Source organism: Mucilaginibacter sp. SG538B, assembly GCF_013376065.1.
Taxonomy (GTDB): Bacteria; Bacteroidota; Bacteroidia; order Sphingobacteriales; family Sphingobacteriaceae; genus Mucilaginibacter; species Mucilaginibacter rubeus.
Genome location: NZ_JABMJI010000001.1, coordinates 1,182,882 through 1,199,660, shown reverse-complemented (window position 1 = coordinate 1,199,660; position 16,779 = coordinate 1,182,882). Strand labels below are relative to the sequence as shown.

The window sequence follows — 16,779 nt, the reverse complement described above, 5'->3', positions numbered from 1 at the left end:
TTAAAACAAATAAACCCATCAACCAAATCTCAAAAATAAAGAACCATTATCAAACCACTTTTATGAAAGAATTTTACCAACGGATTAAAACCCGGCGGGTGCTTAGACAGTCTCATAAGTCTGCACCGGGTTTTTATTGCTTCGTATTATTACTGCTGAGCTTTATTTGCTCAGCGCAATTTACGCACGCGCAAAGTAAGGTAACTATTACCGGCCTCGTGACCGACACACTGGGCGGTAAAATTGCAGGCGCCAACATTGTGGCAACCAACCGCAAAAACCTGGGCACTACTACCGACGTTAACGGCAAGTTTGTGATAGACGCCGAGCCCGGTACTATCCTTAAAGTATCGTACGTAACTTTTATTGATCAAACCTTCACCGTTTCGGCCGGTAAGCTGGTAGTAAATATTGTGCTTAAAGAGTCCAAACGCGGCCTCGAAGAAGTTGTGGTATTGGCCTACGGCAAAAAAGAACGAAAAGAAGCCGTAGTAGGTTCGGTAACAACCGTTAAACCTGCCGATCTGAAAATACCCGCCAGTAACTTAACCAATGCACTTGCCGGCCAGGTGGCGGGGATCATCGCGTTTCAGCCAAGCGGCCAACCCGGGCAGGATAATTCCAGCTTCTTTATCCGCGGTGTAACCACCTTCGGCTATAAAAAAGATCCACTTATTTTGATAGATAATGTTGAGCTTTCTACAACCGACCTTGCCCGCTTACAGGTTGATGATATCGCCAGCTTTTCGATCCTGAAAGACGCGAGTGCCACCGCGCTTTACGGTGCCCGCGGTGCCAACGGTGTAATTTTGGTAAGCACCAAAGAAGGTAAGGTTGGTAAGGCCAAGATCAACGCACGTGTGGAAAATTCCATATCACAGTCTGCCAAAACATTGCAGCTTGCCGACCCAATCACCTACATGAAGTTGTTTAACGAAGCTACCATCACCCGAGATCCGTTAAGTCCGCTCCCTTTCTCACAAAATAAAATATTAAATACAGAGGCCACCATACGCGGCGACGCAGGCAGCAACAAGTATGTTTATCCCGCTGTCGATTGGCTGGATATGCTTTTCAAAAAACGCACAGCTACGCAACGTGCAGATATGAGCGTAAGCGGCGGCGGCGACGTAGCCCGTTACTATGTATCAGGCTCATACAATGTTGACCATGGCATCCTGAGGCAGGATATTGCCAACAATAATAACAACAACGTTAAGTTTGAAAATTACCAGCTGCGTTCAAACGTTAATATTAACCTAAGCAAAAGCACCGAGCTTATTGTAAGGCTTGCAGGTTCATTCAATGAGTATAACGGGCCTCTTACCGCCGATGCTTCATTCTCGACAGATCTTTATAATGTTGCCGTGCATACCAGCCCTGTATTGTTCCCGGCATATTTCCCTGCCGATTCGGCCAACCGCAATGTTAAGCACATCCTGTTTGGTAACGCAGCACCTGCCAACGCAGGCTCAGCATCAAACGCCATTGCATACAACAACCCATATGCTGCATTGCTACGTGGCCATAAAAATTATTCAGAATCAAGGTTATCTGCCCAGTTGGAGTTAAATCAGAAACTGAATTTCATAACCGACGGGCTTAACTTTCATGGCTTATTTCATACCAACAGATATTCATACTTTCAGTCGCAAATGGGGTATTCGCCATTTTACTATAATGTGAATACTTATGATAAAGCTACTAACCAGTACACCTTAACCTGGCTTAACCCACAGCCAACCGGCAATAACGTAGCTACCGAGTATTTGAGCTATTACCGCGACCCAAGCACTGATAATCTAAATACGTACATCTATTTTCAAGGCGTGTTGGATTACAATCATGCCTTTGGCAGTCATAACCTGAGCGCATCATTGATTGGCACGCGTCAGCAAACGGTTTATTCGGCAGCAAAAGACCCGGTGTTAAACTACCCTACTTTGCAGTATTCGTTGCCTTACCGCAACTTAACCCTTGCAGGCCGTGCTACTTATTCATTTAAAAGCCGTTATTTCCTGGAATTTAACTTTGGTTATAACGGTACCGAGCGCTTTTCAGCCGATCACAGGTTCGGTTTCTTCCCAACCATCGGCGGTTCATGGATCGTATCTGACGAAAAATTCTGGGGGTCGGGGCTGTATGATGTCATTTCCCGCATGAAGATAAGAGCCAGCTACGGTTTAGTAGGTAACGATGCCATTGGCTCACAACGTTTCTTCTTCCTTTCAGATGTTAACCTTAACGGTGGTAATCCTGCTTATTTTGGCACCAACAATGCTTACAGGCGCGAGGGTGTTTACATCAATAACTATGAAAACCCTAATGTAACCTGGGAAACTTCGCGCCAGCTAAACCTTGGTCTTGAGTTTACCATGTTTAAAAACCTGAATGTAGTTGCCGAGGTTTATAAATACCATCGCTATAATATCCTTCAAACACGCAGCTCACTCCCAACAACACTGGGCCTTGAAGCGCTTGACCAGTACGGAAACCCCAATGTTACTGCAAACATTGGCACAGCAGATACCAAAGGTATCGACCTGCAAATGGATTATAAGGCGGCTATAAACAAAGACGTTTGGCTGCAGGGCCGTGGTAATTTCACTTTGGCAAGCAGTAAATATGGCAACTATGAAGAGCCTCAGTACAAGGAAGCTTATCGTTACCACAAAGGGCAAGAAATAAACAGGCAGTACGGCTACATTGCCGAACGTTTATTTGTTGACGATAATGAAGCTAAGAACTCTCCTTCGCAGATCTTTTCAACCAACGGCATCCCTCCGGGCGGCGGCGATATCAAATACCGCGACTTAAACGGCGATGGTAAAATTGACGGCGCCGATCAAACTTTTATTGGCTATCCAACAGTGCCCGAAATTGTATATGGCTACGGTTTATCAGCCGGGATCAAAAACTTTGATATCTCCTGCTTTTTCCAGGGCCAGGCTCGTGTGTCGTTCTTTATCGATCCAAGCCGCACCAGTCCGTTCATTCAAAGCCCCGATCCGTACATATATGGCAATACCCAGCTGATCAAAGCATTTGCCGATAGTCACTGGAGCGAAGAAAACCAGGATTTATATGCAACCTATCCAAGGTTAGGTGTAACCGGGAACCAGATCGAAAACAACCGTCAAAACAGTACCTGGTGGATGCGTGATGGTAGTTTCCTGAGACTTAAATCGGTAGAGATAGGTTATTCGTTGCCGCCATCAATTTTAAAGCGCCTAAACGTAACCAAATGCCGCATTTACTTTAACGGCTTAAACCTGTATACCTGGAGCGCCTTTAAACTTTGGGACCCTGAGCTTGGTGGTAATGGTTTTGCCTACCCAATACAAAAGGTGTTCAACTTAGGCATAAACGTTAACCTATAATTTTTTACAGATCAATACTTAGTATTATGAAACAATATTATAAACTTTTATTACTGGTCGGGCTCCTGGTTTCGGGCGCATCATGTAAAAAATATCTTGATGTAACACCAGATAATACCGGTACCCTCGAGTACGCGTTCAGGAACCGTAACGAGGCCGAAAACTACCTGTTTACCTGCTACGCAACCTTACAACAGTTTTATGACCCCACTTCAAACATAGGTTTCACCACATCATCGGAAATCATTTATCCCAACAACCTCACCAACCACCCGCTTAATGAAAATGGCTTTAGCCTTATCCGTGGCACGCAAAACAGCGCAAGCCCCGGTGTAAACTGGTGGGATGGAGAAAATGGCGGGCAGGCGTTGTTCCGTTCTATCCGCAGGTGCAACATCATGCTTGAAAACATTGACAAACCTTTTGACCTTTCACCAGCTGAAAAAGCAAGGTGGATAGCCGAGGTAAAGTTCCTTAAAGCATATTACCATTATTACCTGTGCCGCTTGTATGGGCCGGTACCACTGGTAAAAACCAATATCGATATTACGGCCAGCACCGAAGAGGTAAGGGTAAAACGCTCGCCGGTTGATTCGGTATTTAATTATTGTGTCCAGTTGCTGGACGAAGCCATTCCTGATCTGCCACCGGTTATCACCAACCAGGCAAAAGAACTTGGCCGTATTACCCAGCTAACGGCGCTATCAATTAAAGCCGAAATGTTGGCAACACAGGCCAGCCCGTTATTTAACGGCAACCCTGATTACGCCAGCATGAAAAATAAGGATGGACAGGCACTGTTTTCCAGCACCGTCGATCCGCAGAAATGGAAGCGTGCCGCTGACGCCTGTAAAGCGGCCATTGATGCCTGCGAAGCTAATGGCCTTAAATTATACACATTTGTATCGCCTCCAACGGTAGGTTCCCTGTCAGATCAGTTGCGTAACGAGCTAACCATCCAAAACGCCGTTACCGAAAAATGGGATGTAAACCCCGAACTGATCTGGGCATTAAATCCAACATTTCCCTGTCAGGGATATGCAACACCAAGGTTAACGCCAAAATCAGCTGTTAACATTTTCTCGAACCCCTCAACATTTGCCGTTCCGATTTCAACACAGGAGCTTTTTTACACAGCTAACGGTGTACCCTTAACCGAGGATAAAAATTATGATTATACCAACCGTTTTGCACTGAAAACAGCAGGCGACGCCGATAAATACTACATAGCTCAGGGTTATACAACCATTAATGAGCACTATGGCCGCGAAAGCCGCTTTTATGCCAATATTGCTTTTGATGGCAGTATCTGGTATGGCAACGGCATTTACAACCAGGACCAGGCTTACCATGTTGAAGCGCGCGGTTCAGGTTCATTGGCAGGTCCAAAAGATTTGAACACGCTAAACATCACCGGCTATTGGCCTAAAAAGCTGGCTAATTACCTTTCAGTTTATGATGATGGTTTTCAGCCAATTGAATTTCACCTGCCGCTGATGAGACTTGCCGGTTTATATCTTTTATATGCCGAAAGTCTGAACGAGGCAAATGGCCCAACAGCCGATGCCTACAACTACATTGACAAGGTAAGGGCAAGAGCAGGTTTAAAAGGTGTATTGGAATCATGGTCAACCTATTCAAAAACTCCGGGCAAGCCAACAACTAAAGAAGGTTTGCGTGATATCATACACCGTGAACGTCGTATTGAACTATGCTTTGAGGCGCAAAGCGGGTGGGACCTTCGCCGCTGGAAAGAAATCCAAAATGTATTGAGCGTACCACTGCAGGGTTGGAATATCTATGAGTCTGAAGCGGGTAACTACTACAGGCCGCACACCGTGTTAACACCGGTTTTCGGGCTAAAAAACTATTTCTGGCCAATAAAGGACAATGACCTGATCGTTAACAACAACCTGGTACAAACCACCTACTGGTAGGCGTCCCCTCCATTTAAAAATGAATTAATTCAACATAAATAAGAATTATGAAACGCATTAAAAATTATACGATAACAACACTGGTGCTTGCAGTGGCGTTGTTTATGGCGTGCTTAAATTCATGCAAAAAGAACGACGGGTATGTTAAAGAGGTTTCGACCGATATGACCAAGCCTGCGGTGGTTACCAACGTAAAAGTTAAAAACTTTAACGGAGGTGCTTATATCACCTATGATCTGCCAAACTCAGATAACCTGCTATATGTGCAGGCCGAGTACCGCATTAACGATAAAACTACACGCCAAACCAAATCGAGCTATTATTCGGATACGGTTACAGTTGACGGTTTTGCCAAAAGCCAGGAGTACGAGGTAACACTTTACTCGGTAAGCAGGGCTAACGTAAAATCGGATCCGCTGGTGGTTAAAGTACACCCCGATACCCCTTTTTATAAGCTGATAAAACCTACACTAACTATCACGTCTGATTTTGGCGGCGTAAACATCAAGGCGATGAACCCTAATCAAAAAGATATAGGTGTTATTTTATTGGCCTTTGATAAATCAACACAGGCACTGGAGGTTGTAGATCAACATTATACCAAGGTTGATACCATTAACTATTCCATCAGAGGATATCCGGCGGTACCGCAAAAATTCGGTGTATATGTAACGGATAAGTTTGGCAATATATCCGATACTTCCATCGTAAACATCACCCCAATATTTGAAACATTATTGGATAAGAGCAAATTCTCAGTATATAAAACCCCTACCGACAGTCCGACCGCATACGGCTGGGAAGTACCATATCTTTGGGATAACAAAACCGACGGCTACTCAAACGGCTGGCACACTGCTCCGGGAGCGCCTGCTCCAATACAGGTTACTTTTAGCCTGGGTGTATCGGCACAATTAAGCCGCTTTGTATTATGGGAAAGGCCAAATCAGTATGCCTACGCGCATGGTAACCCTAAAGATTTCAGCATTTGGGGATCGAACATTAACGCACCACAGGATGTAAGATTGCCAGACTATGCCCCTGTTGGAACCGTAATTGGCGATTGGGTTAATATCGGTAACTACCATTATCCAAACCCGCCATCGGGCCTTACACCTGGCTTCACCAATGCCGCCGATGCCGACTTTGTTGCGGCAGGGGTTAACTTTAATATCCCTCCGGGTTCAACACCTATTAAGTACTTCCGCTTCATGGTGCATGATACCTGGTCGAACGGTGACTTTGCCCACATGATGGAGCTTTCAATTTATGGTAACCCACAATAGGTATTAACTCATTTAGATTAAACGAACATGAAAAATATTGTCAGAATAGCTGCTTTCTGTTTGCTTGGATACCTGTTGTATGGTTGCAGCAAACAAGACACACAGTTTGAATCATACTTAAACGGTCATGAAGTTAAATATCCGGGCACAGTGTCCAATGCCCACTCCCGCCCCGGAAATTTACGTGCCGCCCTTACCTGGAACCCAAGCTCCGATCCCAGCATAACCCGTTACGTGATATACTGGAACAATAAGGCTGATTCCATCATTTACAATTCCACCAACCACAATACGTCGGATAGTTTAACGGTTGTTATACCAAACCTGAACGAATACATTTATTCGTTCACTGTTTTTTCGTATGATGCCAAAGGCAACCGCTCTATCCCGCTTGATATCAACAATGTAAGAGTTTATGGGCCTATTTACCAATCGGGCTTATCAAACAGGGGGTATAATGTTACCAATCCATATGGAATTAGTGCCGATGGAAAGCTTACGCTTAATTTCTTAAAAGTTGATACCAGTGCTCATAATGTGTTCACAAACATAAAATACACCAACAAAGCCGGGAAAGAAAGTTTCGGAAAACTTAGTGCTGATAGCATGTCGGTTACTCTGGCAGACTATAAGGCGGATACGAAGATCCAATTCATCTCGGCCTTTAAACCAACGGTAAATGCTCTTGACACCTTTTATGTAGCTAACTATGAGGATTTCCCAACCATTAATTCCGTTGCTGTTTGCGATAAAAAACTATTCAAAAAGGTTTATTTAGCCAATGATGCCAAGCCTTATGAAGGAGATACTGATATCGACAGACTTTGGGATGGCAGCGTTGGCCCGCAGGGTTTCCCTAACATTTTCCATAGCGATGGCAACGGTCCGCTGCCTGTGGTTATCACTTTTGATATGGGCGCATTATACAAAGGCCTGGTAGCTATTGAAGAAACCGGCCGTAACTGCTGCCACAACCCTGATGATTTTGAGGTATGGGGCATAGCTGACATTACCAATGCAGCTACCACCCTAAAAGCTAATGATGCCGGCTGGACGGCCGAGGCAATTTCTAAAGGATGGAAACTGCTTAAAGAGATCAAAAGGACCGACGACGGCAGCGCGCCATTAAAGGTAAACTTCGATCCTAATCCTCCGGCAGTACGTTACATCCGTATCAGGATCAAACACAACTCAAACAACGAAGGCAATTACACCAATATGAGCGAGCTTACCTTCTGGAATAACGCACTACTATAATAACACCCCAATGACCGGGCTGCCTGGCGGCCTGGTCATATTTTAAAAGTATAAAAACGACTGCCCTCTATAATGTTCACATCAAAAATTCCGCAATGAAAAAACCGGCAATTATCTTTCTTTACCTGTTTTCAGTAATCAAGCTCAGCTTTGCTCAGCAGGCTGCTCCTGTAAAAACGCCAAAAGCTGTTTTAGATGATTTCATGACCAAACGTTTCGGCATGTTCATTCACTTTGGGCCGGTAACCTTACGCGGCACCGAAATTGGCTGGAGCAGAAATAGGGAAGTAGCCCAGGATGATTATGATAACCTGTATAAGGAATTTAACCCGGTTTTATTTAATGCCGATGCCATAGTAAAAGCCGCCAAAGATGCAGGCATGAAATACCTGGTGATCACCGCCAAACACCATGACGGCTTTGCTTTGTGGCCATCCGCTTTTACTGACTATAACATCAGCAAAACACCATATAAACGCGATATGGTTGCCGAACTGGCTACGGCCTGCAAAAAACAGGGTATCCTGTTTTGCATCTATCATACCGTGCTCGACTGGCACGATCCTAACTACCCTATCCATAACCCTTACGATTCGACAAAGAATGTAACGGGCGATATGATAGCATTCAAAACGCAAATGAAGAATGAGCTGAAAGAGCTTATCACCAAATACCACCCCTACCTGCTTTGGTTTGATGGCTACTGGGAAAAACCATGGACCAATGCCGACGGGCAGGAGATCTATTCGTATATTAAAAGTATTGATCCAAAGGTGATCGTAAACAACCGCTTAGGCAAAGAAAGCGAAAAGCTGAACGCCCAATCGGTAGGTGATTACCTTACGCCCGAACAGCGCATCGGTCAGCTTAATATGAACGAACCCTGGGAAAGCTGCATCACCATCTGCCAGCAATGGGCATGGAAACCTAATGATAAAATGAAAACAGTGCAGGAATGTATCCAAACGCTGGTGAAAACTGCCGCCGGTAATGGGAACCTGTTGTTTAACGTTGGGCCAATGCCCGATGGCCGCATTGAAGCACGACAGGTTGAAACCCTGCAGCAAATGGGCTTATGGTTAAAAAAATACGGTGAAAGCATTTATGGCACGAAAGGCGGGCCCATTGCCCCTAATGATAACTATGCTGTTACACGCAAGGGAAACAAGATCTATTTGCACATATTTCAGAAAAAAGGCAATAAAATTGCACTGCCTAACCTGTCTGACATTAACATAACCAATGCCTACATGATGGGAGGAGCCAAAGTAAATTATAAGCTGGAGGCGACAGGCTATAGTATTGACCTGCCGCAAACCTTACCCGATGCTAACAGCAATGTGATTGTATTGGAATTGAATAAAAACGCCGAAGAAATCCCTGTAATTGCCGCAGGTAAATAAAATAAAAACAGAAAACCTAATTAACATAAACATGCTAAAAAGAACGCCCCTGCTAATAACTGTAATAATAACAGGTATTACAACGTTTACTCACGCACAAACAAAACAATTAAAACTTTGGTACAAACAGCCTGCACAGCGCTGGGAAGAAACCGTTGCACTTGGTAACGGCCGCCTGGGGATGATGCCCGACGGTGGTGTTACTGCCGAAAAAGTAGTGTTGAATGATATCACCATGTGGTCGGGTTCGTCGCAGGATGCCAATAACTACGAAGCTTATAAAAAACTGCCCGAAATAAGAAGCCTGCTTGCCGCCGGTAAAAATGTGGAAGCGCAAGCCATTATCGATAAATCATTTGTATGCACAGGAAAAGGATCAGGCGGGGTACCTTTCGGTTGCTTCCAGATGCTGGGCGACCTGAACCTGAACTACCAATACAAAGGCATTGAGGGTAAAGACGTAAAATACGATAACTACGAGCGTGAGCTTTCATTAAACAACGCGCTGGCCAAAACCACTTATCAGGTAAATGGCGTTACTTACAAACGTGAATATTTTACCAGTTTTGGTAATGATGTAGATGTGATTAAACTAAGCGCCGATAAACCCGGCAAGCTGAACCTAAGCATCAATATCAGTCGACCGGAGCGCGGGGTTACTTCAGTAGAAGGTAATGAGCTTGACCTTACCGGTCAGTTGGATAATGGTACAGATGGCAAAGGTGTAGCTTACAAAGCAAGGGTAAAGGCACAGCTAACCGGCGGTTCGTTAAGCACCACCCCTACTTCGCTGATTATTAAAGACGCTACCGAGGTGATCATTTACGTATCAGCAGGTACTGATTTTAAGAACCCACAGTATCTCTCCAAAATGGACGGCGCACTGAAGGCCGCTATGAAAAAGCCTTATGCTTTGGAAAAACAACAGCACATTGCCAACTTTCAAAAGCTATTTAATAGGGTTAACGTTGATCTTGGCACTTCAGAAGCAGATAAACTAACCACCGATCAAAGGCTTCTCGCTTTTCATACTAATCCCGATGCGGATAAAGGCCTCCCTGTTTTATTTTACCAGTTTGGCCGCTACCTGAGCATTTGCAGCACCCGTGTTGGATTGCTCCCTCCAAACCTGCAAGGCTTATGGGCTAATGAGGTACATACCCCATGGAACGGCGATTATCACCTGGATATTAACATTGAAATGAACCAGTGGTCGGTTGAAGTTTCCAACCTGTCAGAACTGAACCTGCCCCTTGCCGACCTGGTTAAGGGCATGGTACCACATGGCGAAAAAACAGCCAAAGCCTATTACAATGCAGATGGCTGGGTAGCACATGTGATTACCAACCCATGGGGCTTTACCGAACCGGGCGAAAGCGCTTCATGGGGTGTTTGTAAAGTTGGTTCAGGCTGGCTTTGTGATAACCTTTGGCAGCATTATGATTTCACCGGCGATAAAAACTACCTGAAACAAATTTACCCGATATTGAAAGGTGCAGCACAGTTTTACAGCAGCATGCTTATCAGTGATGATAAAACCGGCTGGCTGGTTACCTCACCTTCCTCATCGCCCGAAAACAGCTTTTACCTGCCCGATGGCACACATGCCAGCATCTGCGTAGGCCCTACTATCGATAATCAGATCATCCGCGAGTTGTTTAACAACGTGATAACTGCAAGCAAAGTGCTGGGTACAGACGCCGCATTCAGTAAAACGTTGGTGGCCAAAGTAAAAAAGCTCCCTCCTCCGGGCGTTATAGCTAAAGATGGCCGCATCCAGGAATGGTTGGAGGACTATAAAGAAACCGAGCCGCAACACCGTCACGTATCCCACCTTTATGGTTTATTCCCGGCATCGGAGATTACACCAGAGGCTACTCCTGCCCTTGCTGAAGCTGCTAAGAAAACCTTAGAAGTAAGGGGTGACGATGGCCCAAGCTGGTCAATCGCTTACAAAATATTATGGTGGGCACGTTTGCATGACGGAAACCGCACTTACAAACTATTTAAAGAGTTGATGAAGCCAACCATCAAAACCGATATTAACTACGGTGCAGGCGGTGGCGTATATCCTAATTTGCTTTCAGCCGGTCCGCCGTTCCAGATCGACGGTAACTTTGGCGCGACAGCAGGTATTGCTGAAATGCTGATCCAGAGCCATGCCGGGTTTATTGATTTTATTCCTTCTATCCCTGATGCATGGAAAGCGCAGGGCGAGGTTAAAGGCCTTAAGGCCCGCGGTAATTTCACAATTGATATGAAATGGAAAGACGGTAAAGTAACCTCTTATAAAGTAACCTCACCTACTCCGCGTACGGTTAAAATAAAAGTTAACGGACAGATCAAAAGCATAATGGCCGTTAAAGCTTAATAATAGCTTATAAACAAATAAGGCATCCATTTCAGGGTGTGTCTTATCTATACAAATTGTTCTTTATTAAGCCTTATTGTAAAGAATGCTATTTGACTTAATTACAATAATTGCACACCATAAATAAAATGTAATTTACACATTTAATAATCTAAAATTCATGCAAAAATTCCTTACACATTTTATAATTGCTGTGCAATTGTCCGGCTTGCTTTGCGTTTGGCAGCCGGCAATTGTTTCGGCATCAACCCGAATCATTACTATCCAGCCAACACCGAAAGGGAATATATCGTTTTCATACGGTACCTCTGGCACTATTAATTATGATCAAAAAACCGGCACTTTTTCTGTTATCGAAAATAAAAAAACTGTACTTGGTAATTGCTATAGCAAAGCCGGCATCAACGGAAAACTTATTACTTCAACAGCGTACAAAAACGTCGCTTATACTAAAGCCTTAATAACCGATGGTTTTGGCAAAGGCGTAAAACATACTTTCACCCTAAGCGGCAATAATTTGCCAAACATGATGCAGGTGTTTTATACTTATCCATCGCACAAAGGCTATTTTTTTGTCGAACTTTATGTTGAGGGCAAAAACCTGAAAACAAATTACATGGAGCCGATAGCCGGTAATATGTCGGCCATACCCGGCGATGCCCGCTCGCTCTTTGTACCTTTTGATAATGATACCTTCATCAGTTATGATTCAAAAGCGTTTAAAGCACCACTCACCAATACCAGCGCCGAAGTAGGGACTGTTTTTGATAACAGCAGCCGCAAAGGTTTAGTGTTTGGATCCTTGGAACACGAAACCTGGAAAACCGGCGTGCGTATGGTAGCCAAAAAAGATAGTACCAACACTTTTGAAGTATGGGGAGGCTACACCGAGGAAGCTGTAAACCGCGACAAGATAGCACATGGTTATATCAACGGTGATACCGTTAAATCGCCCAAAGTATTTGTTGGGTGGTTTGCCGACTGGCGCAATGGTATGGAAGAGTTTGGTAAAGCCAACCGTATTGCCGAACCACCTTACGTTTTTAACTGGACCAAACCTACCCCCGTTGGCTGGAACAGTTGGGGCGTTATGCAGGAAAAACTCAGCTACGACAAAGCTATTAAAGTAGCTAACTTTTTTGCCGACAGCATCCCTGCATTCCGCAATGGTAATACGGCGTTTATTGATCTCGATTCGTTTTGGGATAATATGATCAGTGGGGGCTGGGAAGGTGATTTTGGTAAGCTGAAATCATTTGCGGATTACTGTAAATCAAAAGGCCTGCAGCCCGGCGTTTACTGGGCACCGTTTACCGACTGGGGCTGGAAAGGCGGCCCCGACCGCAAAGTTTTAGGCAGCAACTACACCTACGGCGAAACCTGGACTAAGGTTGGTGACGGCTACCACGATATTGACGGTGCCCGCGCAACAGACCCAACCCATCCGGGTACCCTGCAACATATTGACTATGTAATTGGTAAATTAAAAGCCTGTGGTTTTAAAATGATCAAGATCGACTTTCTGGGTCATGCGGCGGCCGAATCAAGCCATTTTTATGACCCGAAAATCACCACCGGTATGCAGGCGTATAAAAGGGGGATGGAACACCTGATTGATCAGTTGGGTGATCAGATGCTGGTTTACGCTGCCATTTCTCCCAGCCTGGCAACCGGGCGTTACGCACACATGAGGCGTATTGCATGCGATGCCTTTAAAACGATAAAGGACACCCGTTATACGTTAAACAGCGTAAATTACGGCTGGTGGCAAACTTACCTGTACAATTACATTGATGCCGACCATGTTGTACTTTCAACCGAAAGCGAAGGCGCTAACAGGGCAAGGATGCTCTCGGCAGTTATTACGGGAACGTTTATAACCGGCGATGATTTCTCTGCCCATGGCCAATGGAGTGACAGAGCAAAAGCTATGTATCAAAATCTTGAGGTCTTAAAGATTGTGCAAAATGGAAAAGCTTTCAGGCCGGTTGAAGGTAACACCGAAACAGATACAACCGAGCAGTTCACGCAAAAAATTGGCAACAGCTTTTACCTGGCACTGTTTAACTATAGTGAAACTGATAAAGTGTATACTATCGACCCGAAAAGGATTGGTATGGAGGCCGGAAAAGCAGCAAATGCGAAATCGTTACTGCAAGGCACTAACGTAAACACAAAAAGCGTTTTGGTAAAAGCGGGAGATGCTGAATTATTAAAATTTGAATTGAACTAATAAACACTGCAAAGGCGCCGGCAACAGATTCCCCTTTAATCGCCGGACGCCTTTTGAGGGGATGAAACCCTGTATCGTTTTCAACTGTTTAGCTTAACTGATTTTGCCCGTTTGCATGCAAGCGGGCATTTTGATTTTTTTGCGCTTACACAGCATTTGTTTTTGTGTTTAACGCCCGCAACGTTAGTCTTTTCTATCTGGAGCGAAGTAAAAAACAATCCGCCGGTAACGGCCAGTATGGTAAAAAATTTCATAGCAGTAGGTTTTAACATAAAAGACGATCTTTTTTTGCGAATGTTACAGTTAATTAGCCAAATGTTGATTTTCGCATACTTTTAAACAAGGATTCAGCTCGTAAACAGGCAGTTACCGTAACAACCGTTATTGGCAATGAAGCGGTAAAGTAATCATCCTTCCCTCAAAAACAAAAAGTCAGTGACCTCGCGTTACTGACTTTTTCATTAACTATTAACTGACCAAATATCCTTAACAAAAAACTATCTGGTACTGCAAACATAGTGTGTTAAATACGTGCTACATGTGTGAAAAGCACCATCTTAACACAAAAAGAAAACTCTTATCATGCTGATTGTCTGTATTTTAATGGTGTTATCTTATAATGCGTGCGGAATAACCTGATGAACGAACTTGGGCATTCAAAACCTACCATACCAACTACTTCATTTACAGGATAACGAGTATCTTTCAGCAGCATTAGTGAGCGTTTTAAACGCAGCTGGATCAAAAACTGGTGCGGTGTTAAACCAAAAGCCTGCTTGAAAGTGCGCAGCAAGTGATTAACCGAAAGGCAGGCATGTTCGGCAAGGTCTTCAAGGCTAATATTCTGATTATAATTGCTGTACAGGTACTCCTTAGCCAGGTTAAGACGGCGCAGGATCTCAACCCGGGTACCCTGGTTCAAAAAGTCGAGTTTTTCTGCTTTTTTACAGATCTCATCATTATAAATATGAAAATAATTGATAAGCGTATGGTGCAGGTATTCGTTGATCAGCATTTCGTCCTGCATCCCATTATCCAGGTGTTGTTTCAGGTGACATACATTGTACTTGATATCGCCCGCAAACGGATATATAGTTTCATTAAACTCGGGCTGTATTTTGTCGTTACCATAGCCTTTAGTTAACAAAGTGTCATTATCAAAGGTCCAGCAATCTTTAAAATCCTGCAAAAACTGCTGGTCAAAATTGATGGCAAATGATTGTACCTGCTGCCCCAGATCGGTATCGGTTGAGTATTGTGTACCCCTGTTCAGGATCAGGAACGAATCGGGATATATGGACAAATGCCTGCGGCCTATATCATAACGTTCATTACCGCTTAATACAAAGCGAAGGCTTAAATCTGAAGTATACTGCGGCCCCTGCCTCTGGCCGCCGGTGCGGCTTACAATCTTGTTGTTGTTGCGTAATACTTTTGAATAGTCCATTGTGATATGATTTTATTGTTCGTTATAATTTCTTTCTTCCAGTAACATAAATTTGTTCCCCGCCGGGTCTAAAAATTCGGCTGCCAGTCCGGCTGGTAAATACGCAGGCGATTTGCAAAAAAATACGCCAGCCGTACGGAGCACATGATAATCGTTTAAACAGTCGGCAGTGTTAATGATAATATTACTCTTATCACTGTTGCTGTCGTTATTAGTTACAAGCAACGCCACATTTAATTTATCCGACTGGATCACCGTGCTTTCCCTGCCCTCGTAAAATGTCATTGTGCCTGTTACTTTGAAGCCTAATTTTTGAGTATAAAAATCAATTTGCCCCTCAAAGTCGGCTGTATACACAGGTATATATTTCAATTTCATTTTACAGTAGCTATTAACGGAAACCAGATTGTAATGATGGAAACCAACCTGTTGGCCAGGGGCAGCAAACAGGATAATTTTTGAAGCGGGTTTACAGTAGCCGGTCAGTTAAAACTACTTAACATATCAAAGGTACTTTACCTGAGGGGGGGATAGTATCCCCCTATTTGGGGGATTTGTGAATTAGTGGGATTGGGTTATTGGCAGTTATTTTATAGCGGTGATTCGAAAGGACACGGATCGGGGAGGAAAATAATTAATCATCCCTGCGTTCGTGTCCTCACGAATGCCTCTAAGAGGTTGTAAAAATGAAAGGAAATATTTTTGTAGAGACGCATAATTGCGTCCCCCGGAGAACAAGCCAATTTCAAAAGCTTATCAGGTACCGTAAATTGCAGGCGGGAGACGCAATTATGCATCTCTACATTTAAGAACTATCGTTTTTAACAGCCTCTAAGCCTATATCAGCTTATTCTGCCTTGCCAGCTTAATAGCATCGGCACGCGAGTTTACATCGAGTTTTAGGTAGATGTTTTTGATGTGGCTCCGAACGGTTTCCAGGTCAATAAACAATTCATTAGCTATCTGGCCGCGGCTTTTGCCTTCGCCTATCAGCTCCAGGATCTGGGTTTCACGTTTAGATAACGGAGATTCCTGATTTTTTTGGAACGAGCGAATTACCAGGCGCGCGATGTTTATGCTCATAGGCCCCCCACCTTCCCGCACTTCTTTTATCGATTCGATGATTTTGGCTGAAGGTGTGTTTTTAGTAAGGTATCCCGAAGCGCCATTTGCCAGCGCGTTAAAGATTTGCTTTTCCGACTCATAAACAGTAAGGATCAGGATATAGCAATTGGGCAGCAGTTTTTTTAATTTAGGGATTGCATCAATACCGTTAACACCGGGCAGCTCTATATCAAGCAATATTACATCGGGTTTATCCGCAGCTATTTTTTTAGCAGCCTCGTCATATGAACAATAGGTACTGATCACATCATAGCCCTCGGTAGCACCAATTAAAAAGGCATAGCCATCGCGCAGGGTTTCATCATCCTCAATAATACTTACCTTAATGTTACGGGCCATG

Annotated in this window: 11 protein-coding genes; 7 read left to right on the top strand and 4 right to left on the bottom strand. The window is 44.1% G+C overall.

Features of this window, described 5'->3' with window-relative positions; translation table 11 throughout:
- Positions 1 to 62 precede the first annotated feature (62 nt).
- The 7 genes from FHW88_RS04775 (at position 63) to FHW88_RS04745 (ending at position 13,867) form a co-directional block, all read left to right on the top strand.
- A complete protein-coding gene (locus tag FHW88_RS04775) occupies positions 63 to 3,380 on the top strand; it encodes a SusC/RagA family TonB-linked outer membrane protein (protein WP_176623553.1) in 3,318 nt (1,105 codons plus the stop codon).
- Positions 3,381 to 3,406: 26 nt separating this feature from the next.
- A complete protein-coding gene (locus FHW88_RS04770) occupies positions 3,407 to 5,317 on the top strand; it encodes a RagB/SusD family nutrient uptake outer membrane protein (protein WP_176623551.1) in 1,911 nt (636 codons plus the stop codon).
- Positions 5,318 to 5,364: 47 nt separating this feature from the next.
- The gene (locus FHW88_RS04765; RefSeq protein ID WP_176623549.1) at positions 5,365 to 6,603 is read left to right on the top strand and encodes a DUF5000 domain-containing lipoprotein; all 1,239 of its coding nucleotides are present in this window, start codon (positions 5,365 to 5,367) and stop codon (positions 6,601 to 6,603) included.
- Between the two features lie 27 nt (positions 6,604 to 6,630).
- Positions 6,631 to 7,860, top strand: coding sequence for a DUF4998 domain-containing protein (locus FHW88_RS04760; protein WP_176623547.1), 1,230 nt, complete (start codon positions 6,631 to 6,633; stop codon positions 7,858 to 7,860).
- Positions 7,861 to 7,955: 95 nt separating this feature from the next.
- Positions 7,956 to 9,263, top strand: a complete 1,308-nt coding sequence (locus FHW88_RS04755; RefSeq protein WP_176623545.1) for an alpha-L-fucosidase — start codon at positions 7,956 to 7,958, stop codon at positions 9,261 to 9,263.
- Between the two features lie 31 nt (positions 9,264 to 9,294).
- Complete coding sequence (locus FHW88_RS04750; RefSeq protein ID WP_176623543.1) at positions 9,295 to 11,634, top strand: glycosyl hydrolase family 95 catalytic domain-containing protein; 2,340 nt, start codon at positions 9,295 to 9,297, stop codon at positions 11,632 to 11,634.
- Between the two features lie 160 nt (positions 11,635 to 11,794).
- Positions 11,795 to 13,867: an alpha-galactosidase gene (locus tag FHW88_RS04745; RefSeq protein ID WP_176623541.1), complete on the top strand. Its 2,073-nt coding sequence runs from the start codon at positions 11,795 to 11,797 to the stop codon at positions 13,865 to 13,867.
- Positions 13,868 to 13,947: 80 nt separating this feature from the next.
- Here the strand turns inward: FHW88_RS04745 and FHW88_RS04740 are convergent, their stop codons facing one another.
- The 4 genes from FHW88_RS04740 to FHW88_RS04725 all read right to left on the bottom strand — a co-directional run bounded on the left by FHW88_RS04740 (position 13,948) and on the right by FHW88_RS04725 (position 16,778).
- Positions 13,948 to 14,121 carry a hypothetical protein gene (locus tag FHW88_RS04740; protein WP_176623539.1) on the bottom strand — a complete coding sequence of 58 codons (174 nt, stop codon included), beginning with the start codon at positions 14,119 to 14,121 and terminating at the stop codon, positions 13,948 to 13,950.
- A 326-nt stretch (positions 14,122 to 14,447) separates the two neighbouring features.
- Positions 14,448 to 15,314, bottom strand: coding sequence for a helix-turn-helix transcriptional regulator (locus FHW88_RS04735; RefSeq protein WP_176623537.1), 867 nt, complete (start codon positions 15,312 to 15,314; stop codon positions 14,448 to 14,450).
- Between the two features lie 12 nt (positions 15,315 to 15,326).
- On the bottom strand, positions 15,327 to 15,692 hold the full coding sequence (locus FHW88_RS04730) for a VOC family protein (protein WP_176623535.1): 366 nt from the start codon (positions 15,690 to 15,692) through the stop codon (positions 15,327 to 15,329).
- Positions 15,693 to 16,151: 459 nt separating this feature from the next.
- The gene (locus tag FHW88_RS04725; protein ID WP_176623533.1) at positions 16,152 to 16,778 is read right to left on the bottom strand and encodes a response regulator; all 627 of its coding nucleotides are present in this window, start codon (positions 16,776 to 16,778) and stop codon (positions 16,152 to 16,154) included.
- Between the last annotated feature and the right edge of the window lies 1 nt (position 16,779).

Bases quoted from the DNA above. Each gene is read 5' to 3' on its own strand.
- FHW88_RS04775 (WP_176623553.1), top strand. From the start codon at position 63: ATGAAAGAATTTTACCAACGGATTAAAACCCGGCGGGTGCTTAGACAG.
- FHW88_RS04770 (WP_176623551.1), top strand. From the start codon at position 3,407: ATGAAACAATATTATAAACTTTTATTACTGGTCGGGCTCCTGGTTTCG.
- FHW88_RS04765 (WP_176623549.1), top strand. From the start codon at position 5,365: ATGAAACGCATTAAAAATTATACGATAACAACACTGGTGCTTGCAGTG.
- FHW88_RS04760 (WP_176623547.1), top strand. From the start codon at position 6,631: ATGAAAAATATTGTCAGAATAGCTGCTTTCTGTTTGCTTGGATACCTG.
- FHW88_RS04755 (WP_176623545.1), top strand. From the start codon at position 7,956: ATGAAAAAACCGGCAATTATCTTTCTTTACCTGTTTTCAGTAATCAAG.
- FHW88_RS04750 (WP_176623543.1), top strand. From the start codon at position 9,295: ATGCTAAAAAGAACGCCCCTGCTAATAACTGTAATAATAACAGGTATT.
- FHW88_RS04745 (WP_176623541.1), top strand. From the start codon at position 11,795: ATGCAAAAATTCCTTACACATTTTATAATTGCTGTGCAATTGTCCGGC.
- FHW88_RS04740 (WP_176623539.1), bottom strand. From the start codon at position 14,121: ATGAAATTTTTTACCATACTGGCCGTTACCGGCGGATTGTTTTTTACT.
- FHW88_RS04735 (WP_176623537.1), bottom strand. From the start codon at position 15,314: ATGGACTATTCAAAAGTATTACGCAACAACAACAAGATTGTAAGCCGC.
- FHW88_RS04730 (WP_176623535.1), bottom strand. From the start codon at position 15,692: ATGAAATTGAAATATATACCTGTGTATACAGCCGACTTTGAGGGGCAA.
- FHW88_RS04725 (WP_176623533.1), bottom strand. From the start codon at position 16,778: ATGGCCCGTAACATTAAGGTAAGTATTATTGAGGATGATGAAACCCTG.